A 22,599-nucleotide genomic window follows, 5' to 3' on the forward strand; every position below is an offset into this window, starting at 1 on the left:
GGTGTCCAAGCCGTAGGTAAATTCTCAAATATTGCAGGAAGTGTCTGTTAAGCTGACGCCAATTCGCTGGCGCATAGCCAGCTTTGCCTCGACCCTAGTCAGCAGCTCATAAGAAAACCAAACACACACCGTGACGTCTTTTCGGGATACAACCATGGTTGCTATTACCCCAATACCCAAAATCAAAAACCTCGACAAGCTGTTGATGCATTGCCAGCGCCGTCGCTATGCGGCCAAGAGCAACATCATTTGCGCGGGTGATCGCTCGGAAACTCTGTTCTTCATCATCAAAGGCTCGGTCACGATCCTGATCGAGGATGACGACGGTCGTGAAATGATCATCGCCTACCTGAACGCCGGGGACTTTTTCGGTGAGTTGGGTCTGTTCGAACAGGCTGGCCTGGAACAGGCACGCAGTGCTTGGGTACGCGCGAAAATCGAATGCGAAGTCGCGGAAATCAGCTACGCGAAATTCCGCGAGCTGTCCCAGCAAGATCCAGACATTCTTTACGTCCTCAGCGGACAAATCGCACAGCGCCTGCGCAACACCACGCGCAAGGTCGGTGACCTGGCGTTCTTCGATGTGACCGGTCGCGTCGCTCGCTGCCTGCTGGAACTGTGCAAGCAGCCGGACGCAATGACCCACCCGGACGGCATGCAGATCAAAGTGACCCGTCAGGAAATAGGCCGGATTGTCGGTTGTTCGCGTGAGATGGTCGGCCGCGTGCTCAAGGATCTGGAAGAGCGCAACCTGGTGGACGTCAAAGGCAAAACGATGGTGGTCTTCGGTACGCGCTAAGCCTTGAACAGGTCTGCCAGCAATTGGCGATAAAGCGCATCGAGCCGCCCGAGCGCATCGGGCGCGGCGAACTTTTCATGCAGGGCGATGTGGCTTTCCGCGCGAACCCGCTGTTCCAGGCCGCAGGCTTCATTGAAACGATTGACCGCCGTAACCATCGATTTCCGCTCGTTATCCAGCAACAACGCACCATGCACCAATCCGACCGGACGCGTGCCGCCCTTGCTCTGGCGCCACCGCTGAGCAGTACCGACCATTTTCCGGCCATCAAGGTTGACGTTGAAACGGCCGTCACAGAACGCACCTTCGATTTCGCCGAGGGACGACACGCCGCCCAGCTCATCCAGCAACTGGCAAATCGGATCGCAGAGTCGGTGATAGGCGGTTTCGATGCGGTTTTGGTCACCTTCGCTGCGTGGCGGTGCGTAGACCAATGCGATATTGATGGTGGATGCCGATTGCGGCACGGGCTCACCGCCGGTTTCACGCAAGAGCACGGGCCAACCCGCAGCGGCCGAGACTTCGCAGGCTGCTTCGAAACCGGGTAGGCGATTCAGGCGGCGGGGCATGACCAGGGCGCGGTCATTGGGTTGCCACAACAGCAAGCCGAATTCCGAATCTCCGGTGCAGACCGCTGCCAACAGATCCTGCTCGGCCTGCAGGCCAGCTTCGACAGTCAAAGAGACGATTGAGGTCATAAGGCATTCCGTTGGACGTGAAGTCTGAGGTGCTATTTATGCCGCCATCGCCAGCGAGGTTCTCCTGTAGGAGCCGAACTTGCTCGCGATGGGGTCGACTCGGTCTAAGCGAAATCAGTCGAGTGTCGAACCACTCACCGCAGTACCGCGCTCCGGAAAGAACAGGCGCTGCAATTCGGTCCCCGGGCTTTCGGCACGCATGAACGCCTCACCGACCAGGAACGCATACACGTCGCTGATTTCCATCAACTCGACATCGGCACGATTGAGGATGCCGCTTTCGGTAATCACCAGGCGATCACGAGGGATGCGCGGCAGCAGATCGAGGGTGGTTTCCAGGCTGACGTCGAAGGTGTGCAGGTTGCGGTTGTTGATGCCGACCAGGGGAGTGTCGAGGGTTTTCAAGGCCCGCTCCAGCTCGTCGCCGTCGTGAACTTCCACCAGCACATCGAGGCCGACACCTTTTGCCACGGCAGCCAGCTCGGCCATTTTCACGTCATCCAGCGCGGAGACGATCAACAACACGCAATCGGCGCCCAACGCACGGGCTTCGACGATCTGGTAAGGATCGATCATGAAATCCTTGCGGATGACCGGCAGTTTGCACGCCGCCCGAGCCTGTTGCAGATACGCATCGGCACCCTGGAAGTAATCGATATCGGTCAGCACCGACAGACATGTCGCCCCGCCCTTCTCGTAGCTTTTGGCGATGTCGGCAGGAACGAAGTTCTCTCGGATCACGCCCTTGCTCGGCGAAGCTTTCTTGATTTCGGCAATCACCGCTGGCTGCTTGAGCTTGGCCTGCGCCAACAATGCCTGGGCAAAGCCACGGGGTGCATCGGCCGCCTTGGCCAGACTTTCCAGCTCGGCCAGGCTCACACGAGCGCTACGCTCGGCGACTTCCTGGACCTTGCGCGCCAGAATGTTTTCCAGAACCGTCGGTACACTCATCCCTCATTCTCCACTCGAAATACCGCGGTAAATGCACCCAACTCCTCGAGTTTCTCCCGAGCAAGACCGGTGTGCAGCGCGTCGTGCGCCAGGGCAACGCCCTCTTTCAAACTGGTGGCATGGTCAGCGGCGTACAACGCGGCACCGGCATTGAGCATAATCATTTCGGCGGCTTTCAGACCGCTTTCGGTTTTGCGTTTGCCCAAGGCATCGCGAATCAATTCCAGCGAGGCCGCCGGGCTTTCCACGGCCAAGCCATGTAGGCTCTGGCTCTTCATGCCCAGGTCTTCAGGCTCGACCCAATACTCGCTGATCTGGTCGTTCTTCAATTCCGCCACGAAGGTCGGCGCGGCCAGGCTGAATTCGTCCAGGCCATCTTTCGAATGCACCACCAGCACGTGCTTGCTGCCCAATCGTTGCAGGACTTCGGCCAGTGGCCGGCACAGCGCCTGGTTGAACACGCCCACCACCTGATGCTTCACACCGGCCGGATTCGTAAGCGGGCCGAGCATGTTGAACAGGGTACGCAGGCCAAGATCCTTGCGCGGACCGGCGGCGTACTTCATGGCGCTGTGGTGAGTCTGGGCGAACATGAAACCGATGCCGACGTTGTCAATGCAGCGCGCGACTTGAACCGGGGTCAGGTTCAGGTAGATCCCCGCCGCCTCCAGCAAATCGGCGCTGCCGCTTTTGCCCGACACCGCACGGTTACCGTGCTTGGCCACGGTGCAACCGGCCGCCGCAACCACGAAAGCAGAAGCGGTCGACACGTTGAAAATGTTGGCGCCGTCACCGCCGGTACCGACCACGTCGACGACGCTGTCGAGGGTCTTGAGTTCGACCTTGTCCGCCAGCTCGCGCATGACCGACACGGCGCCGACGATTTCGTCGATGCTCTCGCTCTTCATGCGCATGGCCATCATGAATGCGCCGATCTGCGCATCCGTGCATTGGCCGGTCATGATTTCGCGCATCACATCGCGCATTTCATCGGTGCTGAGGTCGAGGTGATCGACGATACGGCCCAGGGCTGTCTTGATATTCATGAAAGGTCCTTAGCGCGTGCCGCCGGTTTGTTTGAGGAAGTTAGCGAACAATTCGTGGCCCTGCTCGGTCAGGATTGATTCGGGGTGGAACTGCACGCCTTCGATGTTCAGGGTTTTGTGGCGCAGGCCCATGATCTCGTCGACCGAGCCGTCTTCAAGCTGGGTCCAGGCGGTCAGCTCCAGGCAGTCGGGCAAGGTTTCACGCTTGACGATGAGCGAATGGTAGCGAGTGACCGTCAATGGACGATTCAGGCCTTCAAATACGCCCTTGTCCTCGTGGAATACCGGGCTAGTCTTACCGTGCATCACTTGACGGGCGCGCACCACATCACCGCCAAAGGCCTGGCCGATGGACTGGTGGCCGAGGCAGACGCCAAGAATCGGCAGTTTGCCGGCGAAATGCTTGATCGCTTCAATCGAGATCCCGGCTTCGGTCGGGGTGCAAGGACCGGGGGACACCACGATGCGCTCTGGGTTGAGGGCTTCGATTTCAGCGATGGTCAGTTCATCGTTGCGCACGACTTTGACCTGGGAGCCGAGCTCACCGAGGTACTGCACAACGTTGTAGGTAAAGGAGTCGTAGTTATCGATCATCAGCAACATGGCGTTTTTGAACCTCTTGAATTCACTGACTTTAAAGACAGCCTTCGAATGATTGACCCGCAGAGCGCTGCGCTTTGTCAGGTGCCGGGGTAGCGCCAGCAAAGCGGCATTTCAAACGGGTAAAGAAGGCAAAGCGGTACAGGTCCGGCGGAACCGGCAAAAGAATTCAGGCGCGCCAACGCCAGCGGGCGTGTGCCTTGATGACTTGATCCAGGAGTTTACTGATGATCAACACGGGGAAGGTCTCATTCATACGTCTCGGCACAGTAACTTAGCTGGGCAGAGCGTGCAATATGGCCGGGGCTGCTGCTCGCGAAACTCTCAAAGGCTTCGCGACGGATGGCAAAAGGCCGGAAGTTTTTGGTACTGTCGTTTCGTTCTCCTAAAACAATAAATAAACGGACTTGCTCATGATCAAACAGACGTTGTTTGTACCGCTCGCAGGATGCTTGCTGGCAATGGCCTGCGCTCAAGCGTACGCCGCACCGAATCCTTACACCAATTTCGTCGTCTTCGGCGACAGCCTCAACGATGCCGGTACCTTTGCCGACACCGGCGGGCCTGCCGGAGCGACTCAGCGTTATACCAACCGGACGGGACCGGTTTATCTGGATGGCAGCGGCGAAGTCCGCTCGCTCAACTCCACGCAGATTCTCGGTGGCAAACTGGGGTACACGGCGGACCAGACTGCTTCGTCATCGTCGGCAGTGCGCGCCAGCAATGGCCAACCCGACGGCAACAACTGGGCCGTCGGCGGTTATCGCACCGATCAGATTCTCGATTCGATCACCAGCACGTCCGCCACCGGCGATCGCACCCGTTCCGGATACTTGCCATCGAACAACTTCCGGGCTGACCCGAACGCGCTGTATTACCTGTCGGGTGGCGGCAACGACTTCCTGCAAGGGCGCGTGACCAGCCTGCCCCAGGCTAGTGCCGCCGCCGACCGGCTGGCCGATAGCGTACAGACGCTGCAATCCGCTGGCGCAAAATACGTCATGGTCTGGCTGCTGCCCGATATCGGCTTCACACCGGCGTTCAACGGCTCCCCGCTGCAAGCATTCACCTCCCAGCTCAGCGCCCAGTTCAACACTGAATTGGTCAGTCGACTGCAGAACATCAATGCAGAAATCATCCCGCTCAACATTCCGGTGCTGCTCAAAGAGACGTTCGCCAACCCGGCGCAATTTGGCCTGGCCACCGACCAGAACCTGAGCGCCACCTGCTTCAGCGGCAGCGGCTGCACCGAGAACGCGCGATACGGCATCAACAGCGCCACACCCGACCCGACCAAGCTGATCTACAACGACTCGGTACACCCGACCGAAGCAGGACAACGCCTGATTGCCGATTATGCGTATTCGCTGTTGTCAGCGCCGTGGGAGCTGACACTGCTGCCGCAAATGGCCCAAGGTACCCTGCGCGCGCACCAGGATGAACTGCGTAACCAATGGCTGGCCGATTGGGAAAACTGGCAAGGCGTGGGTCAATGGCGTGCCATTGTTTCCGGCGGTGGCCAACATCAGGACTTTGATGGCCAGGACAGCGTCGTGAGCGCCGACGGCAATGGTGCCAACCTGAACATCGGCGGCAGCTATCGCCTCGACGAGGCCTGGCGCGTGGGTGTAGCGGCCGGTTTCTATAACCAGAAACTCGAAGCCGGAACCAACGATTCCGACTACAAGCTCAACACGTACCTGGGTACCGCATTCGCCCAATACCAACAAAATCGCATTTGGGCTGACATGGCGTTGACGGCCGGACACCTGGATTACGACAGCCTCAAGCGTAAATTCCAGCTGGGCGCCGGCGAACGCAGCGAAAAAGGCGACACCAGTGGCTTCGTCGAAGCCTTCAGCGCGCGCATCGGTTATGACATCGCGCAGCAAGCCAGCAGCCCTTGGCACCTGTCGCCGTTTGTCAGTGCCGACTTCTCCAAGGTCAAAGTCGATGGTTACTCAGAGGACGGCAATAATTCCACGGCGCTGACCTATGGCGATCAGGACAGTATTTCCCGCCGCCTGGGCATCGGTTTGCAGGGCAAATACCAGATCACCCCACAAACCCAGGTCTTCGGTGAAGTGGCTCACGAGCGTGAGTACAACGACGATACCCAGGACGTGGCGATCAACCTCAACACCTTGCCAAACAACCAGTTCACGCTGGAAGGCTACACCCCGCAAACCAACCTGAACCGGGTGAACCTGGGGGTGAGCCACAACCTCACCAAGGAACTGGCACTGCGCGCCAGCTACAACATTCGCAAGGATGATGACTTTACCCAGCAAGGGATTAATTTAGGGGTTGCGTTGGACTTCTAAATCGCGAGGCCATAAAAAACGCGGCGCCTTTGCAGGTGCCGCGTTTTTTTGTGTCCGCAAAATCCAATGCGGGAGCGGGCTTGCTCGCGAAGAGGCCATGTCAGCCGCCATCCACTTCGCTGACACGCGCGAGCAAGCTCGCTCCCACAGGGTTATCGGTGGGCTCAGGTGTCCGGTGTTTGTTCGGCCAGGGCCACGGCGCGGAACATTGCGCGGCGCTTGTTCAGGGTTTCTTCCCATTCCAGCGCCGGTACCGAGTCGGCCACGATGCCGCCACCGGCCTGCACGTGCAGTTCGCCGTTCTTGATCACCGCAGTGCGAATCGCAATCGCGGTGTCCATATTGCCGTTCCAGGCAAAGTAACCGACAGCGCCGCCGTAGACGCCACGTTTTACCGGTTCCAGTTCGTCGATGATTTCCATCGCACGAATCTTCGGTGCACCGGACAACGTGCCCGCAGGCAGGATCGCCCGCAGCGCGTCCATCGCCGTCAGCCCGGCCTTCAAATGCCCGGTGACGTTGGACACGATGTGCATCACGTTGGAATAACGCTCGATGACCATTTTCTCGGTGAGTTTCACCGAACCGATTTCCGAGACCCTACCGGTGTCGTTACGGCCCAGATCGATCAGCATCAAGTGCTCGGCGATTTCCTTGTCGTCGGACAGCAGGTCTTTTTCCAGCGCCAGATCGGCTTCTTCGTTGGCCCCACGTGGACGGGTGCCGGCAATCGGGCGCACGGTGATCAGGTTGTCTTCGACCCGCACCAGCACTTCCGGGGAACTGCCGACGACATGGAAGTCGCCGAAGTTGAAGAAGTACATATAAGGCGTCGGGTTGAAGCAGCGCAGCGCCCGGTACAGATCGATCGGCGCAGCCTTGAAGTCGATCGACATGCGCTGGGACGGTACGACTTGCATGCAGTCGCCGGCCAGGATGTATTCCTTGATGGTGTCGACGGCTTTTTCGTAATCGTCCTGGGTGAAGCTCGAACGGAACACCGGATCAGCCGACTGCTGTTTGCTGAAATCCAGGCCACGACGCGGCGTGATTGGCTGGCGAAGTTTTTCCAGCAGTTCTTCCAGACGTTCCAGGCCTTGTTCGAAAGCACCGGCCTGCGCCGGGTCAGCCAGCACAATCGCGTGCATCTTGCCGGCGAGGTTGTCGAACACCACCACCGCATCGGAAACCATCAGCAGAATGTCCGGCACGCCCAGTGGATCCGGGTTCGGGCATTTGCCCAGACGCTTCTCGACATAGCGCACGCAGTCATAACCGAAGTACCCCACCAGGCCGCCGTTGAAGCGCGGCAGACCGGCGATGGTCGGCACGTTGTAGCGGGCCTTGAAGGTTTCGACGAACGCCAGCGGGTCTTCCACGTCGTGGCTTTCGGTCTCGATGCCGTCGACGGTCACACTGACGTGATGGTCATGCACGCGCAGCACGGTGCGGCATGGCAGACCAATGATCGAATAACGGCCCCACTTCTCCCCGCCCTGAACCGATTCCAGCAGGTAGGAGTTCGGCTCGTCGGCCAGTTTCAGGTAGATCGACAGCGGCGTGTCGAAGTCAGCCAGGGTTTCGCAGGCAAGCGGGATGCGGTTGTAGCCGGCAGCGGCCAAACGCAGGAATTCTTCGCGGATCATGGGGTAGCCTCGTGGCTTGAGGGTCTAACAGTCAGGTATGCAAACGCGCCGGCAGGCCGGCCAGGAACAAGTCAGGCGCGCCAACGCCAGCGGGCCAGGGCCTTGATGACTTTCATCCAGAGTTTGCGAGTGACCACCACGATGGCGTTTCCAGCAGGGGGTTGAACAGCGTCGGGCAACGTTATCTCAGCGGCCGGATCCAGGCAACCGGGAATTAGCTTGCGCAGATCGTCGATCACCAGCGCCGGCGACTCTTCGGCAATCGGCCGGCCATGGTTGTAGCCATAACTGAGCCCCACACACTTGACCCCAGCCGCTTTCGCCGCCAGCACATCGCTGCGCGAATCGCCGACGAACAAGGATTGCGAGGCCGGGATGTTGGCCATTTTCATCACGAAAAACAGCGCGGCCGGGTCAGGTTTCTTCTGCGGCAAGGTATCGCCGCCGATGATCCATTTGAAGTAGCGGCCGATTTTCATCTGATCCAGCAGCGGCGCGACGAAGCGTTCCGGCTTGTTGGTGATCAGCGCCATTTCCACGCCTTGTTTATTCAGCCACTTGAGGGTGTCACGCACACCGGGGTAAACCACGGTCAGCTCATGGTTCGCGCCATAGGCCTGCATGAAAATCTCCAGCGCATGTTCAGCCTCGACGTCGTCGACCGCCGAGTGTTCGATGCCACCCGCCAGCGCACGACGCACCAATACCGGCGCGCCGTTACCGACCCATTCCCGTACCGACTCGAGGCCGGCGGGTTTGCGGCCCAGCTTGAGCAGCATGTGATCCACAGCCGCTGCGAGGTCCGGGACCGAATCGATCAACGTGCCATCCAGATCGAACATCACCAGCCGCGGCAGACGCCCCGGGAACAGCTGCTCAAAACCACTCATGGGCGAGCCAGCGCCAGTTCGGCACGCATCTTCTCAATCACTTCCTGGTAGTTCGGCGCGTTGAAAATCGCCGAGCCTGCGACGAAGGTGTCCGCGCCCGCCGCAGCGATTTCACGAATGTTGTTCACGTTCACACCGCCGTCGATTTCCAGGCGGATGTCACGCCCGGACGCATCGATCAGAGCCCGCGCCTGGCGCAGCTTGTCGAGGGTGCCGGGGATGAATTTCTGCCCGCCGAAGCCCGGGTTGACGCTCATCAACAAGATCATGTCGACCTTGTCCATCACGTATTCGAGCACGCTCAGCGGGGTCGCCGGGTTGAACACCAGGCCCGACTTGCAACCGCCCTCGCGGATCAGTTGCAGGGAACGGTCGACGTGCTGTGAGGCTTCCGGGTGGAAGGTTATGTAGGTCGCGCCGGCTTCAATGAAGTCACCGACGATGCGGTCCACCGGGCTGACCATCAGGTGCGCGTCGATCGGCGCGGTCACGCCGTACTTGCGCAGTGCCGCGCATACCATCGGGCCGATGGTCAGGTTCGGCACGTAGTGATTGTCCATGACATCGAAGTGCACGAAGTCGGCACCGGCGGCCAGGACGTTGTCCACTTCTTCACCCAGGCGGGCGAAGTCGGCGGAGAGAATCGACGGAGCAATGACGAAGGGCTGCATGACGCACCTTTTTTGAGCAGAATCACGATGGCGCGCATTGTATACCTCATAGTTTGGCGCGCGCACTGTGACCACGATGATTGGGGCTGCCTTCGATCAATTTGCGCGGGCAGGCTCTAATACGCCGCCCGGTAGATCTTCTCGATATCGACGGCGCTCAATTTGCGAGGATTGTTGCGCATCAGGCGCTCGATCCCCGCCGCTTCTGCGGCCATGGCCGGGATGGCATCTTCGGGAACACCGAAACTGCGCAAGCCCAGCGGGATTTCTACCGCTGCACACAGAGCGGTCATCGCCTCCACGGCTTTGTCCGCCGCTTCGTTGGCGCTCAAATGAGCGGTCTTCACCCCCATGGCCTCGGCAATATCCTGCATGCGCTCGACGCAGGCCATCTTGTTCCAGGTCATCACATAGGGCAGCAACAAGGCGTTGCTGACACCATGTGCAATGTTGAAACGTCCGCCCAGTGGATACGCCAACGCATGCACCGCGCCGACCCCGGCATTGCCGAACGCCATGCCCGCCATCAGGCTGGCGGTGGCCATGTCTTCGCGGGCTTGCAGGTTGGACGGATTGGCATAGGCCTTGGGCAGCGCCTTGGCAATCAGCTTGATGGCGCCAATGGCCAGGGCGTCGGTAATCGGCGAAGCGTTGACGGACAGGTAGGATTCGATGGCGTGCACCAGCGCGTCGACGCCACTGGCGGCGGTGACACTGCGCGGACAGGTCAGTGTCATTTGCGGACTGACCAGCGCCACGTCTGGCAATAGATAGTCGCTGACGATGCCTTTTTTCAGCTGCGCGACCTTATCGGAAAGGATCGCCACGTTGGTGACTTCCGAACCGGTGCCAGCCGTGGTCGGGATCGCGATCAGCGGCGGTCCCTTGCGCGGTACCTGATCGATGCCGAACAGATCTTCCAGCGCACCGTGGTAACCGGCATACGCCGCCACGCTCTTGGCGATGTCGATGGCACTGCCGCCGCCCAGACCGATCAAGCCGTCATGCCCGCCGTCGCGGTATACCCGCATGCAGTCTTCGACGATGGCAATTTCCGGGTCTGGCAACACCCGGTCGAATATCTCGTAGGACCGGTCCCCCAGCTGTGCCAGCGCCAGTTCAACCGTACCGGACTTGACCAGCGCGGCATCGGTGACGATCAGCGGGTTGTCGACATCCAGACGGGTCAGTTCAGCGGCGAGCTGCTCGATGGCCCCTGCGCCGGTGATCAGTTTATGAGCGATTTTGAAAGAGGAAAGACTCATCGTGCGCAGCCTCTTATAGATAGGGGAGCTGGGCACAATAGTAGCTGGGGATTGGGGTTTGTCTGCTATTCAGGCAATGAATGACCAACGACCCCGAAAACACCTTGAATTCCAGTGGGAGCGAGCAGGCTCGCTCCCACAGTTGACCGGTGTGAAATCTTAAACCTGGGCGGTGCGCAGTTTTTCGCTGCGTCCGCGCAGCCATTCCAGGGTTAGCAGCAGGATCACCGAGAAGGCGATCAGCAATGTCGCGGCGGCGGCGATGGTCGGGCTGAGGTTTTCGCGGATCCCGCTGAACATCTGCCGTGGCAAGGTCGCTTGCTCGGGACCGGCGAGGAACAGCGTCACCACCACTTCATCGAACGACGTCGCGAAGGCAAACAGCGCCCCGGAAATCACGCCCGGCGCAATCAGCGGCAACGTCACCCGGCGAAACGCGGTCAGTGGCGAAGCCCCCAGGCTCGCCGCAGCGCGCACCAGGTTATGGTTAAACCCTTGCAAGGTCGCCGACACCGTGATGATCACAAACGGCACACCCAGCACCGCGTGCACCACGATCAGCGAGAAGAAGCTGTTGCCCAACCCCAACGGGGCAAAGAACAGGTAACTCGCCACACCGATAATCACCACCGGCACCACCATCGGCGAAATCACCAGTGCCATGACCAGCGCCTTGCCGGGAAAATCACCGCGGGTCAGGCCAATCGCCGCCAGCGTCCCGAAGACCATCGCCAGCACCGTCGCCGCCGGGGCGACAATGATGCTGTTCTTCAGGGCACGCATCCATTCGGCCGAGGCGAAGAAGTCCTGGTACCAGTGCAGCGAGAACCCTTGCAGCGGGTACACGAGGAAACTGCCCGAGTTGAACGACAGCGGAATGATCACCAGCACCGGCAGAATCAGGAACAACAGGATCAAGCCGCAGAGAATCCGCAAGCTGTAGAACCACACCCGCTCAACGGGCGACATATAAGGACTCAGCATTTCGTTCTCCCCTTAGCTCAGGCGCAGGCGACTGGCGCCCACCAACCAGCTGTAAATCAGATAAAGCACCACGGTCGCCAGCAACAGCAGCCCACCGAGTGCGGTCGCCATGCCCCAGTTGATGCTGGTGTTGGTGTAGAAGGCGACGAAGTAGCTGACCATCTGATCGTTCGGGCTGCCCAGCAACGCCGGGGTGATGTAGTAGCCGATGGCGAGGATGAACACCAACAGGCAACCCGCGCCGACACCGGCATAGGTCTGCGGGAAGTACACCCGCCAAAAGCTCGCGAACGGGTGGCAGCCGAGGGAAATCGCAGCGCGCATGTACGTCGGCGAGATGCCTTTCATGACGCTGTAGATCGGCAGGATCATGAACGGCAGCAGGATGTGCACCATGGAGATGTAGACGCCGGTGCGGTTGAACACCAGTTCCAGTGGTTTATCGATGATGCCCATGGCCATCAGGCCGCTGTTGATCAGCCCGCCCGATTGCAGCAACACGATCCACGCGGCGACGCGTACCAGGATCGAGGTCCAGAACGGCAGCAGGACCAGAATCATCAACAGGTTGCTTTGACGCGATGGCAGGTTCGCCAGCAGGTAGGCCAATGGATACGCGAGCAGCAGGCAGATCACCGTAATGATCAGGCCCATCCAGAAGGTCCGGGCGAAGATGTCGAGGTAGATCGCCTGGTCAGGTGTGGCCGGGGCGATTTCACCGAGGTCATCGATACGATGATCGACCGCCGCCAGCAGGTAGAAAGGCGTGATGCTGCTGACGTTGCGGCGCACGGCTTGCCAGTAGGCCGGGTCGCCCCAGCGTTCGTCGAGACCTTCCAGTGCTTCTTTATAAGAGGCCGGCTCGGTGGCGAACGGCAAGGCGCGGGCGGTTTTGGTCAGCAGGCTGCGGTAGCCGGCCAGTTCCATGTTCAGGCGCTTGGACAAATCGCCCAGGGTTTGATTCTTGCGGGCTTCGGCGAGGTCTTCGCTGGCCGCTTTGTAAACCGGCTCAGCGGGCAGGCCTCGGCCGTCCCAGCTGGCAATGGCCGAGACAGTGCGCGGCATGCCGCCGACCACTTCCGGGTTACCCACGCTTTTGTAGAGCAGCGCCACGATCGGCACCAGGAACACCAGCAACAGAAACAGCACCAGCGGCGCGATCAAGGCCTGGGCTTTCCAGCGGTTGACCCGCTCGGCGTGCCTGAGTCGCTGCTTCAAAGTGGGATCAGTGCCCGCGTTCAGGGGAATGGCGGTAGCCATGGCGTACTCCGGAAATCTTTGATCGTTACAGAGGCGGTAAACACCGCCTCGAACTTTTAGTACTGATCGTTCCCACGCTCTGCGTGGGAACGCATCCAGTGACGCTCTGCGTCACAGGGACGCGGAGCGTCCCGGGCGGCATTCCCACGCAGAGCGTGGGAACGATCATCCGGCGAACCGTCGTCCTGTGCGACTCGCTTACTTCGCAGCCCAGGAATTGAAGCGCTGTTCCAGTTGCTCCCCGTTGTCAGCCCAGAAGCTGACGTCGATCTGCACCTGGTTGGCGATGTTTTCCGGGGTGGTCGGCATGTCTTTCAGGACATCCTTGGACAACAACGGTACGGCTTGGGTGTTGGCCGGACCGTAAGCGATGTTTTCCGAGTAGGTCTTCTGCTGCTGCGGCATCACCGAGAAAGCGATGAACTTCTTCGCCGCTTCAGCGCGTGTCTTGTCCAGACCTTTTGGAATCGCCCAGGCGTCGAAGTCGTAGATGCCGCCGTTCCACACCACTTTCAGATTGCTTTCTTTCTGCACGGCAGCGATCCGGCCGTTGTAGGCCGAGCTCATGACCACGTCACCGGAAGCGAGGTACTGCGGAGGTTGTGCACCGGCTTCCCACCACTGGATGCTTGGCTTCAACTCATCAAGTTTCTTGAACGCGCGGTCCTGACCGTCTTTGCCGGCCAGTACTTTGTAGACGTCTTTCGGCGCAACGCCGTCGGCCATCAGAGCGAATTCCAAGGTGTACTTAGCGCCTTTACGCAGGCCACGCTTGCCCGGGAATTTCTTGGTGTCCCAGAAATCCACCCAGCTGGTTGGCGCGGAAGCCAGTTTGTCGGCGTTGTAGGCCAGCACGGTCGACCACACGAAGAAACCCACGCCGCACGGCTGGATAGCGCCTTTGACGTAGTCTTCGGTTTTGCCGAACAGCTTCGGATCCAGCTGCTCGAACATGTCTTCGTCGCAACCACGGGACAGTTCTGGCGACTCAACTTCTACCAGGTCCCAGGACACGCTCTTGGTGTCGACCATGGCTTTGACCTTGGCCATTTCGCCGTTGTACTCGCCCGCCACGATCTTGCCGTTGCCTGCCGCTTCCCACGGTGCGTAGAAGGCTTTGACCTGCGCCGCCTTATTCGCCCCGCCAAAGGACACCACAGTCAGGTCCGGACCCGCCGCCATCGCGTGTGCCGCACCGATCATGCCCATGACCAGGGCGGTGAATTTCAGGGATCTCAACATTTATTGTTCTCTCCACGTGCAGGGTTGGTGTTGGTATTGCGGGGGCGTTAGTGCGCCTCTAGAAGTGGGTCGAGCGCGCGAACGTGTTCGACCTGCCAGCCAAGCGGTACCACGTCGCCGACAGCCAGCGCGGGATCGAGCTCGGCAATCGGTTGTTTCACGAAGAAGTCGGTCTTGCCGCAGACTTCCAGGCGAACCCGGACGTGATCGCCCAGATAGATGAATTCGGCCACCCTCCCTGAGAAGCGGTTGACGCATGACTCGCTGGAACCGTTGAGGCTGATGCGCTCGGGACGAATCGACAGCGTGACCGGCTCACCGGTCCTGCCGACGTTGACCGCCAGTGCTTCAACTTTTTCACCGCGACTCAGTTCAACGATGCAGCGATCACCGGTCTGGCTGTGCAGACGGCCGTTGAGGCGGTTGTTCTCACCGATGAAGTTGGCGACAAAGGTGTTTTTCGGTTCTTCGTAAAGGGTACGCGGCGGTGCGATCTGCTGGATCTCGCCCTGGTGGAACACCGCTACACGGTCGGACATGGTCAGGGCTTCGCCCTGGTCGTGGGTCACGTAGACCACGGTCACGCCGAGGCGCTGATGCAGGTGCTTGATCTCCATCTGCATGTGTTCGCGCAGTTGTTTATCGAGTGCGCCGAGAGGTTCGTCCATCAGCACCAGTTGCGGCTCGAACACCAGCGCCCGGGCCAGCGCCACACGCTGTTGTTGACCGCCGGACAGTTGTGCCGGGTAACGCTGAGCAAAGGCGTCGAGCTGAACCATGCTCAGGACCTTTTTGACCTTGTCACTGACATCGCTCTTGTTCAGGCCGCGCACGGTCAACGGGAACGCGAGGTTCTCGGCGACGGTCATGTGCGGGAACAACGCGTAGTTCTGGAACACCATGCCGATGTCACGCTTGTGCGGCGGCACGTTGTTGATGGAACGCCCGGCCAGCAGGATTTCGCCTGCAGTCGGTGTTTCGAAACCGGCAAGCATCATCAGGCTGGTGGTCTTGCCGGAACCGGACGGCCCGAGCAAGGTGAGGAATTCGCCTTTGCGAATGTCCAGGTTGAGGTCTTTGACGATCAGGTTCTCGCCGTCGTAGCTTTTCTGCACTCCACGAAAGCTGACCAGAATGTCATTGGCCCCTGCGCTTGAATCGACCTGGCTCATACCCACACCTTTGTTGTTGATGACTGCTGTGGACTAAGCCTAGTGGACCCTGCTGACCACGCAAATCGGGGCGCAGGAGAGAATCGCCTCAGCCATATGGAAGGTTTGGGGTAGGGATTGCCCTACAAGGATGGCGGGAATGGACAGGTGCAACGGTGATTTGCAGCTACGAGCCGCAAAAATGGGCAAAAGCGGGTTTTCAGGATGTCGCAAATGGATATGACGAAGAACCCCTGTGGGAGTGAGGTGTTCTTTAGAGGAGTTTGTGTTCCATCGCGTACTTCACCAGTTCCGCCAGGGACGTAATGTTGAGCTTCTGCATCAGCCGCGCCTTGTGGGTGCTGATGGTTTTGCTGCTCAGGGCCAGTTGCTGGGCGATGTCATTGACGTTGACGCCCTGGGCCAGGCGTTCGAACACCGAAAACTCGCGTTCCGACAGCAATGAATGCAACGGCCGCGAATCGGTCAGGCCGACTTCGAACACCATGCGGTCGGCGAGGTCCGGGTCGATGTAGCGCCCGCCCGCCGCCACTTTACGGATCGCGGTCAACAGCAGCGCCGGATCACTGTCTTTGGTCGCATAACCCGCAGCACCGACCTTCAATGCCCGCGCGGCCATTTGCGCTTCGTCGTGCATCGACAACACGAGGATGGCGGGCGGATTGTTCAGCGCACGAATCCGCGGAATCGCCTCCAGGCCATTCACGCCTGGCATGGAGATGTCGAGCAATACCACCTCGCACGGCACGTGCCGCAAGGTTTCGAGCAACTGCTCGCCATTACTCGCCTCCCCCACCACCAGCAAATCCTTGGCCAGGCCGATCAACTGCTTGATGCCTTCACGGACGATGGTGTGGTCTTCGGCTACCAGTACACGGATCACGTTCTTCTCCATTCTTTTTATTTCAGAGCCAATATGTATCGCGAGCAAGCTAAAACACCACAAAAACCATCAGACTGCATCCAGCGGCACCCGCACACTCAGGGTCGTACCCTCCCCTGGCTCGCTCTCAAGCGACAACCGCCCACCCATGATCAACACCCGCTCACGCATGCCCACCACCCCGAAGGAGGTTGGCCTGCCCGTCGCGGGAACGAATCCTACGCCATCATCACTGACGGTCAGGCACAACTCGTCGCCTTCCAGCGCCAGAGACAGTTCGACAGTATGCGCCTGGGCATGGCGCATGACATTGGTCAGGGCTTCCTGAAGGATCCGGAACAAGCCAATCGCCTTGGCATCGCTAAGCACCGGCAGATTCTCCGGCACCTGCACCAGACACGGAATCTGCGTGCGCGCCTCGAAACGCCGGGCCTGCCACTCGATGGCGGAAGCGATGCCGGCATCGAGAATCGGTGGTCGCAGCGCCGTGGCCACGTCGCGCACCAACTGGAATAGCTGGGCGATCAAGCGCTTCATGCTGTTCAAGCGTTCGTGCAGGCCCGGGTCGAGTTGCGCATAGGCCAATTCACACATGGACGTTTCCAGTTTGAGCACGGTCAGCATCTGACCCAGCTCGTCATGGACTTCCCTGGCGATACGCGCCTTTTCCTCTTCCCGCACGCTTTCCAGGTGAGCCGACAATTCGCGCAACTGTTCGCGGGAGCTGGCCAGTTCCAGCTCAATGCGCTTGCTCTCGCTGATATCCCAGACGATCCCGTCCCAGACGTAAGCGCCATCTTCGAGCTTACGGGTGATGGCCTTGATCTCGGCCCAACGTTGTTCGCCCGAACGGGTCAGAATCCGTCCTTGCCACGACCAGTCGCTGTCGGTGTCCAGCGCATGGTCTTGCGTCTGGTGATAGCTGGCCTTGTCGTCCGGATGCACCAGGCTGCGCAGGCCTTTGTCACGGTGGGCCAGAGTGGCCGGCGAGTACCCCACCAGGGTTTCACTGCCTTCACTGATGTAGGCAAAGTCGATCTGCCCTGTCACCGGCGCACGTTCCAGGCGGAACACCAGCCCTGGAACGTTGGCCGCGATCCCCTGCAACCGCGCCTCGCTTTCCTGTAATGCGGCCAATGCACGACGGCGTTCAGTCACGTCATTGAGGTAGACGACCAGGTATTCGCCATCACGAAAGCGCATGAAGCTTAACGAAACATCCGTAGGCAGCACGCTGCCATCGGCGCGCACGCAGTTGGTTTCGAAACTTTGCGGCCCATCCTCGCTGGCCCGTGCGCGTTTCCACAAGTTCAGCCAGCGGTCCATGTGCAGGCCGGGTTCGAAGTCGATCAGCGGCCGATCGATGATCTCGCCTGCGGCGTAGCCGAGCATGTTTTCGGCAGCTCGGTTGGCGTAGCGCACATGGCTGTCCCAGTTGACCCAGAGAATACCGACGGTGCTCTGATCGATGGAAAACTGGGTCAGGCGCAACGCCTCTTCGCTGGCCTCGCGCAAGGCAATGTCTTCGCGCGCGGCCAACAAGCGCGCCTCCAGACTGTGTTGTTGGCGCCGCTGCCAGAACACGATGGCCATGCTGCTCAGCAACATGACGGCGAACAGCAGGCAAAGGTTTTGCCAGAAGCCCGGAGACTCGGTCAGTCGCGGGTACTTGGGTTGTAGCCATTGGTTGTGCAGTTGTTCCAGATCCTTGGCCGGGATCGCTCGCAGCGCACTTTCGACAATGCCGGCCAGCTCCGGCCAATCCCGGCGAGTAGCCACGCGCAGCAATTGTGGCAGGCCGATGTCGCCCACCACGACCAGGCCGGCGAACTCCGGTTCGGCGGACAAACGCCCCAGTTGCGCCTCGTCGACCACGGCGTAAACCGCCTGTTGACTGAGCAACAATTGCAGCGCCTGACGCTCGATGGGCACGCCTTGCAGGTTCAGATGGGGGTAATTGCTGCGCAGATAATCGGCGGTCGCGCTGGGCATGCGGACCGCGACGCGGGTCTGGCTGTCGAGCTTCTCCAGCTCCACGACACCGGTGCCTTTCTCGTCACTGACCACCAGTTGCGGAACCCGCATGTACGGATCGGTAAATTGCCACAGGCGCAAACCGGCCGGGGTTTGCGTCAGGCCTACGGCGATGTCGATTTCACCTTCGCGCGCGGCGTCTTCCAGTTGCGCGACATCCGGAAAATTGCGCCAGCTGAGCTCAACCTTGAGCGCACTGGCCAACCATTTCATCAGCTCGACGTTGACCCCGGACAAGCGCTGCAAGCGCCGATCGTATTGAGCATATGGCGCTTGCAACACCACGCCGACGCGCAATTCGTCATGGGCTGCCAGCCATTGTTGTTGCTGGGGTGACAACGGCGCGACGTGCCCCGGTGGCACGGACGCCGCCCACCCCATCAAGGGAAACCATAAACAGCCGATAACCCACAGGCAGCGAAAACGCATCATCGAAGTCTCACACACTGACAAACACTGACTAACCCATTAGGCTGCCGGAATCACTTCTGGCCTGGAATATCCGATGCCCCCTGTCTACCGCCTGGCACTGCCAGCATTGTGCCTGTCGCTGATCCTGCCTTGTGCCTTTTCTGTCGAGGCCGCCGACCCGGCACCTGCCGCTACAGAAAACCCCGCAGAAGAAAAACCGGTTGAACGCCAGCCACTGCCTGAGCGTAGTCAGGAAGAAGCGACAGCACTTGAGCGAAAAATCCCTGCTCAGGAACAGCAACAGCTGCAAGCCGGCACTGACACTTTTCTCACCTTGTGGAAGCCGGCCAACACCGCCGAACCCAAGGGCGCGGTGATTATCATCCCGGGCGCTGGTGAAACTGTTGACTGGCCGCAAGCAATCGGTCCTTTGCGCCGTCAATTGCCAGACGCCCAATGGAGCAGCCTGAGTATCACCTTGCCGGACCTGCAAAGCGACGCCATTGCACCACGCATCGTCGAAGTCGCACCGGCGCCCAAAGCGCCGGAGACCACCAGCAAGGACTCCACTACCGCAGCGCCCATCGAGCAGGCCGCCGGTGGTGAAGCGGAAGTGGCTGACAAGGCCGTCGCCGAAACAACCGAAGAACAGGCCAAGGCCGACGCCGATCGCATCTTCGCGCGCATCGACGCCGCCATCGCTTATGCCGAGCAGCAAAGTGCTCGCAGCATTGTCGTGCTGGGCCATGGCACTGGCGCTTACTGGGCAGCGCGTTACCTGAGCGAGAGACAGCCCTCGCAAGTGGAAAGGTTTGTGATGGTCGCGGCCCAGACACCGGTGACAGCAAAGCCTGAACTGGCCGAGCTGACGCCAACTTTAAAGCTGCCGACTGCGGACCTTTTCTATGTGGATAAGCCGATGGATCGCAAAGCGGCGCTGGAACGCCTGCAGGCCAGCAAACGGCTGAAGGCGTCGGCGTTCAGTCAGGTGTCGCTCAAGGCATTGCCGGGGAATGCCAAGGCTGAGCAGGAGCAACTGGTGCGTCGGGTGCGCGGCTGGTTGAATCCGCAGAATGTGGCGGACTGATAGACCGTGGTGCCCTCATCGCGGGCAAGCCACGCGCCCACAGGATTTGAGTCGCACGCAACTTTTACTATCGACATAAAACCTGTGGGAGTGTGGCTTGCCCGCGATGAGGGCATAACTGGCGACAGATCTCTTTCCTGCTACCGAAAATCCCGCCGCTCACGAATCAACGTATAAGCCGCATGCAATTCACGCGTCTTGTCCGTTGCCTCACGTACCTGCAACGCCGTCGCCCCGCTGCCGGCGATCTTGTCCGGGTGATGTCGACTCAGAAGGCGTCGATAAGCGCGTTTGATCTGCGCTGGCTCGCTGGTTGCAGACACCCCCAACAGCCGCAACGCATCCTGATAGGTGATCGCGCTGCTGACTTGCGGCCGCTTGTGCTGCTCATAATCGGCGGCCAGCGCCTGAACCTGGTGCGGCGTCCAGCCCAGCCACTTGCCCCACTGGGCAATCAGCTCGCGCTCATGACTGCCGGCACGACCATCGGCCCAGACCATCCGCCAACAGGCGCGCAATACACCTTCCGCCGCATGCGGCTGAGCACTCAAGCGCCGCAGATAGCCACGTAACCGGTCATTGCCGGACTTGCCGCGATTGAACGCGGCAATGGCACGACGCTGCGCCGAATCCGTCATCTCCAGAGCACGCATTTCCTGGCGGGCCTGCTGAATATGGCCATCCACTACTCGCCCGTCACTCTTGGCCAAGCGCCCCAACAACACGAATAGCAGCTCGTCATTGCGCAGCATCGGACGACCGCCGAGCTTTTCAAGCAAGTGCCCAACGCTTTGCAGGTGCAAGCGCCGATCCAGCGCCTGCCCCAACAAGGCGCCGAGCATGGCCCCCGGAATGCTGGCGATGGCAAAGCCTGCTCCGGCTCCGATCAGAGTCCCTGGCCACAGCATCTCAGCGGCTCGCTTCTATCAGGGTTTCAACGTCGGCCAGGCGTTGGTGCGTACCGACATCCACCCATTGACCTTTCAGGCGTTCACCCGTCACTTGCCCATCGGCCATGGCCTTGCGCAACAGCGGTGCAAGCTTGAAGGCTCCGTCCGAACAACCGTCGAACAGGTGCGGATGCAGCACTGCGATGCCGCTGTACGTCAGGGTCGTCGCCTCCGGCCGGCCGTCGTACACGTGCCCGTCGAGCAACGTGAAATCGCCCGTCGGGTGATGGGCCGGGTTATCCGCCAGCACCAGGTGAGCCAGCCCGTTGATGGGTTGATGCAGCACGCTGAAGTCGTAGTCGGTCCAGATGTCACCATTGACCACCACAAAGGCCTCGTCCCCCAGCAACGGCAATGCGCGGAAAATCCCGCCGCCGGTTTCCAGGGGCTCGCCTTCCGGCGAGTACTGAATGCTGACGCCATAGCGCGAACCGTCGCCCAGATAATCTTCGATCTGTTGACCGAGCCAGGCGTGGTTGATCACGATCTCGGTGAACCCGGCCGCCGCGAGGGCGCGCAGGTGGTACTCGATCAATGGCACGCCGCCGGCGCGAACCAGCGGTTTAGGGGTGGTCAGGGTCAACGGGCGCATGCGCTCGCCCTTGCCGGCCGCCAGAATCATTGCCTTCATGCATTCGCTCCGGCACGCAGACTCAGCAGCAACACATCCAGCTCGGCCAGTTCAGGACGGCGGGCGATCACGGCATCTATATAGGCAAAGAAGCGCGGCACGTCGGCGAGGTAGCGCGGCTTGCCGTCGCGATGGCAGATGCGGGCGAAGATGCCGATGACTTTCAGATGACGCTGCACGCCCATCAGGTCGCTGGCTCGCAGGAACTCTTCGAAGTCCGGCTGAACCGGAATATCGAGGGCGCCGGCTTGCTGCCAGTAAGTTTCGAGCCAGCCACGCACACGCTCTTCAGGCCAGCTGAGGAAGGCGTCCTTGAACAGGCAGGTCACGTCGTAGGTCACAGGACCGTACACCGCGTCCTGGAAATCCAGTACGCCCGGATTCGGTTCGCTGAGCATCAGGTTGCGTGGCATGTAGTCGCGATGCACCAAGACTTTGGGCTGGGCCAGGGCGCTGTCGATCAACAGATCGGTGACGTTTTGCCAGAGCATTTTCTGCGCCGCATCGAACTCGATACCCAACGCGTGCTTCACGTACCAGTCCGGGAACAGTTCCAGTTCGCGACGCAACAGTGCGACGTCATAACTTGGTAACGGCGCAACCATCGGCAACTGCTGAAAAGCCAGCAGTGCTTGCAGGGCATCGTTGAACAAATCGTCGGCATTTTCGCTGTCGATCACGTCGAGATAAGTCTTGTTGCCCAGGTCATTGAGCAAAAGAAAACCGCGCTCGAGGTCTTCGGCATAAATTTTCGGCACATTTATTCCGGATTTCGCCAGCAAAAAAGCAATATCCACGAAGGGTTTGCAGTTTTCCTGGGGCGGTGGCGCGTCCATCACAATGAAACTTTTGCCCTCGCCTTCCCAGCGGAAATAGCGCCGAAAACTCGCGTCGCTACTGGCCGCAGTCAACGTGGCCGGGGGTACGGCGCCCCAGCCTTGTGCTGCAAAGAGAATCGCCAACTGCTCATCGAGCCAAACTTTCAGGTGTTGCAAACGTACATCTTGGTCAGGCATTGCAAGGGTCTCCGACGGCGCTAGCCGTCAAGCGGGTCA

Annotated in this window: 20 protein-coding genes; 3 read left to right on the forward strand and 17 right to left on the reverse strand. The window is 60.0% G+C overall.

Annotated features, from left to right (window positions below):
- Window positions 1–154 precede the first annotated feature (154 nt).
- Entirely contained in the window at window positions 155–799 is a 645-nt protein-coding gene (crp, locus tag J2X66_RS04600) for a cAMP-activated global transcriptional regulator CRP (protein ID WP_027926750.1), read from the forward strand.
- Here the strand turns inward: crp and J2X66_RS04605 are convergent.
- The 4 genes from J2X66_RS04605 to J2X66_RS04620 form a co-directional block, all read right to left on the reverse strand.
- Window positions 796–1,497: a lipoyl protein ligase domain-containing protein gene (locus J2X66_RS04605; protein WP_310261498.1), complete on the reverse strand. Its 702-nt coding sequence runs from the start codon at window positions 1,495–1,497 to the stop codon at window positions 796–798. The genes crp and J2X66_RS04605 overlap by 4 nt on opposite strands.
- Before the next feature lie 114 nt (window positions 1,498–1,611).
- Window positions 1,612–2,448 (reverse strand): indole-3-glycerol phosphate synthase TrpC, encoded by an 837-nt coding sequence (trpC, locus tag J2X66_RS04610; protein WP_310261501.1) that lies wholly within the window; start codon window positions 2,446–2,448, stop codon window positions 1,612–1,614.
- The gene (gene trpD, locus J2X66_RS04615; protein ID WP_027926747.1) at window positions 2,445–3,494 is read right to left on the reverse strand and encodes an anthranilate phosphoribosyltransferase; all 1,050 of its coding nucleotides are present in this window, start codon (window positions 3,492–3,494) and stop codon (window positions 2,445–2,447) included. The genes trpC and trpD overlap by 4 nt, the downstream gene beginning before the upstream one ends.
- A 9-nt stretch (window positions 3,495–3,503) precedes the next feature.
- A complete protein-coding gene (locus tag J2X66_RS04620; protein ID WP_007906885.1) occupies window positions 3,504–4,097 on the reverse strand; it encodes an aminodeoxychorismate/anthranilate synthase component II in 594 nt (197 codons plus the stop codon).
- A gap of 410 nt (window positions 4,098–4,507) precedes the next feature.
- Here J2X66_RS04620 and estP point away from each other — a divergent pair, with 410 nt between their 5' ends.
- Complete coding sequence (gene estP / locus J2X66_RS04625; protein WP_310261508.1) at window positions 4,508–6,418, forward strand: esterase EstP; 1,911 nt, start codon at window positions 4,508–4,510, stop codon at window positions 6,416–6,418.
- Between the two features lie 164 nt (window positions 6,419–6,582).
- On the opposite strand, the gene trpE is transcribed toward estP, so the two are convergent.
- The 10 genes from trpE to J2X66_RS04675 all read right to left on the reverse strand — a co-directional run bounded on the left by trpE (window position 6,583) and on the right by J2X66_RS04675 (window position 18,897).
- Window positions 6,583–8,064 (reverse strand): anthranilate synthase component I, encoded by a 1,482-nt coding sequence (gene trpE, locus J2X66_RS04630; RefSeq protein WP_310261511.1) that lies wholly within the window; start codon window positions 8,062–8,064, stop codon window positions 6,583–6,585.
- 71 nt (window positions 8,065–8,135) lie between these two features.
- Window positions 8,136–8,954 carry a phosphoglycolate phosphatase gene (locus J2X66_RS04635; protein ID WP_310261513.1) on the reverse strand — a complete coding sequence of 273 codons (819 nt, stop codon included), beginning with the start codon at window positions 8,952–8,954 and terminating at the stop codon, window positions 8,136–8,138.
- Window positions 8,951–9,625 carry a ribulose-phosphate 3-epimerase gene (gene rpe, locus J2X66_RS04640; RefSeq protein ID WP_027926743.1) on the reverse strand — a complete coding sequence of 225 codons (675 nt, stop codon included), beginning with the start codon at window positions 9,623–9,625 and terminating at the stop codon, window positions 8,951–8,953. Before rpe ends, J2X66_RS04635 begins: the two co-directional genes overlap by 4 nt.
- Window positions 9,626–9,741: 116 nt before the next feature.
- Window positions 9,742–10,890 (reverse strand): iron-containing alcohol dehydrogenase, encoded by a 1,149-nt coding sequence (locus tag J2X66_RS04645; protein ID WP_310261517.1) that lies wholly within the window; start codon window positions 10,888–10,890, stop codon window positions 9,742–9,744.
- Window positions 10,891–11,049: 159 nt separating this feature from the next.
- On the reverse strand, window positions 11,050–11,874 hold the full coding sequence (locus J2X66_RS04650) for an ABC transporter permease (RefSeq protein ID WP_027926741.1): 825 nt from the start codon (window positions 11,872–11,874) through the stop codon (window positions 11,050–11,052).
- Window positions 11,875–11,886: 12 nt separating this feature from the next.
- Window positions 11,887–13,134 carry an ABC transporter permease gene (locus J2X66_RS04655; RefSeq protein WP_310261520.1) on the reverse strand — a complete coding sequence of 416 codons (1,248 nt, stop codon included), beginning with the start codon at window positions 13,132–13,134 and terminating at the stop codon, window positions 11,887–11,889.
- Window positions 13,135–13,332: 198 nt separating this feature from the next.
- The gene (locus J2X66_RS04660; RefSeq protein ID WP_310261523.1) at window positions 13,333–14,376 is read right to left on the reverse strand and encodes an ABC transporter substrate-binding protein; all 1,044 of its coding nucleotides are present in this window, start codon (window positions 14,374–14,376) and stop codon (window positions 13,333–13,335) included.
- A gap of 47 nt (window positions 14,377–14,423) precedes the next feature.
- On the reverse strand, window positions 14,424–15,548 hold the full coding sequence (locus tag J2X66_RS04665; protein WP_310261526.1) for an ABC transporter ATP-binding protein: 1,125 nt from the start codon (window positions 15,546–15,548) through the stop codon (window positions 14,424–14,426).
- 253 nt (window positions 15,549–15,801) lie between these two features.
- Window positions 15,802–16,443, reverse strand: a complete 642-nt coding sequence (locus J2X66_RS04670) for a response regulator transcription factor (protein WP_172825925.1) — start codon at window positions 16,441–16,443, stop codon at window positions 15,802–15,804.
- A gap of 57 nt (window positions 16,444–16,500) precedes the next feature.
- Window positions 16,501–18,897 (reverse strand): PAS domain S-box protein, encoded by a 2,397-nt coding sequence (locus tag J2X66_RS04675; protein WP_310261530.1) that lies wholly within the window; start codon window positions 18,895–18,897, stop codon window positions 16,501–16,503.
- Window positions 18,898–18,970: 73 nt separating this feature from the next.
- On the opposite strand from J2X66_RS04675, the gene J2X66_RS04680 reads away from it, so the two are divergent.
- The gene (locus tag J2X66_RS04680) at window positions 18,971–19,963 is read left to right on the forward strand and encodes an alpha/beta hydrolase family protein (protein ID WP_310261533.1); all 993 of its coding nucleotides are present in this window, start codon (window positions 18,971–18,973) and stop codon (window positions 19,961–19,963) included.
- A gap of 140 nt (window positions 19,964–20,103) precedes the next feature.
- Here the strand turns inward: J2X66_RS04680 and J2X66_RS04685 are convergent, their stop codons facing one another.
- Genes J2X66_RS04685 through J2X66_RS04695 form a run of 3 tightly spaced genes read right to left on the reverse strand, consistent with a single transcriptional unit; the run spans window position 20,104 to window position 22,560 of the window.
- Window positions 20,104–20,871, reverse strand: coding sequence for a TerB family tellurite resistance protein (locus J2X66_RS04685; RefSeq protein ID WP_027926734.1), 768 nt, complete (start codon window positions 20,869–20,871; stop codon window positions 20,104–20,106).
- Between the two features lies 1 nt (window position 20,872).
- On the reverse strand, window positions 20,873–21,544 hold the full coding sequence (gene murU / locus J2X66_RS04690) for an N-acetylmuramate alpha-1-phosphate uridylyltransferase MurU (protein ID WP_310261536.1): 672 nt from the start codon (window positions 21,542–21,544) through the stop codon (window positions 20,873–20,875).
- Window positions 21,541–22,560: a phosphotransferase gene (locus J2X66_RS04695; protein ID WP_310261538.1), complete on the reverse strand. Its 1,020-nt coding sequence runs from the start codon at window positions 22,558–22,560 to the stop codon at window positions 21,541–21,543. Before J2X66_RS04695 ends, murU begins: the two co-directional genes overlap by 4 nt.
- Window positions 22,561–22,599 lie beyond the last annotated feature (39 nt).

Source organism: Pseudomonas sp. 3296, from assembly GCF_031456615.1.
Lineage (GTDB): Bacteria > Pseudomonadota > Gammaproteobacteria > Pseudomonadales > Pseudomonadaceae > Aquipseudomonas > Aquipseudomonas mucoides.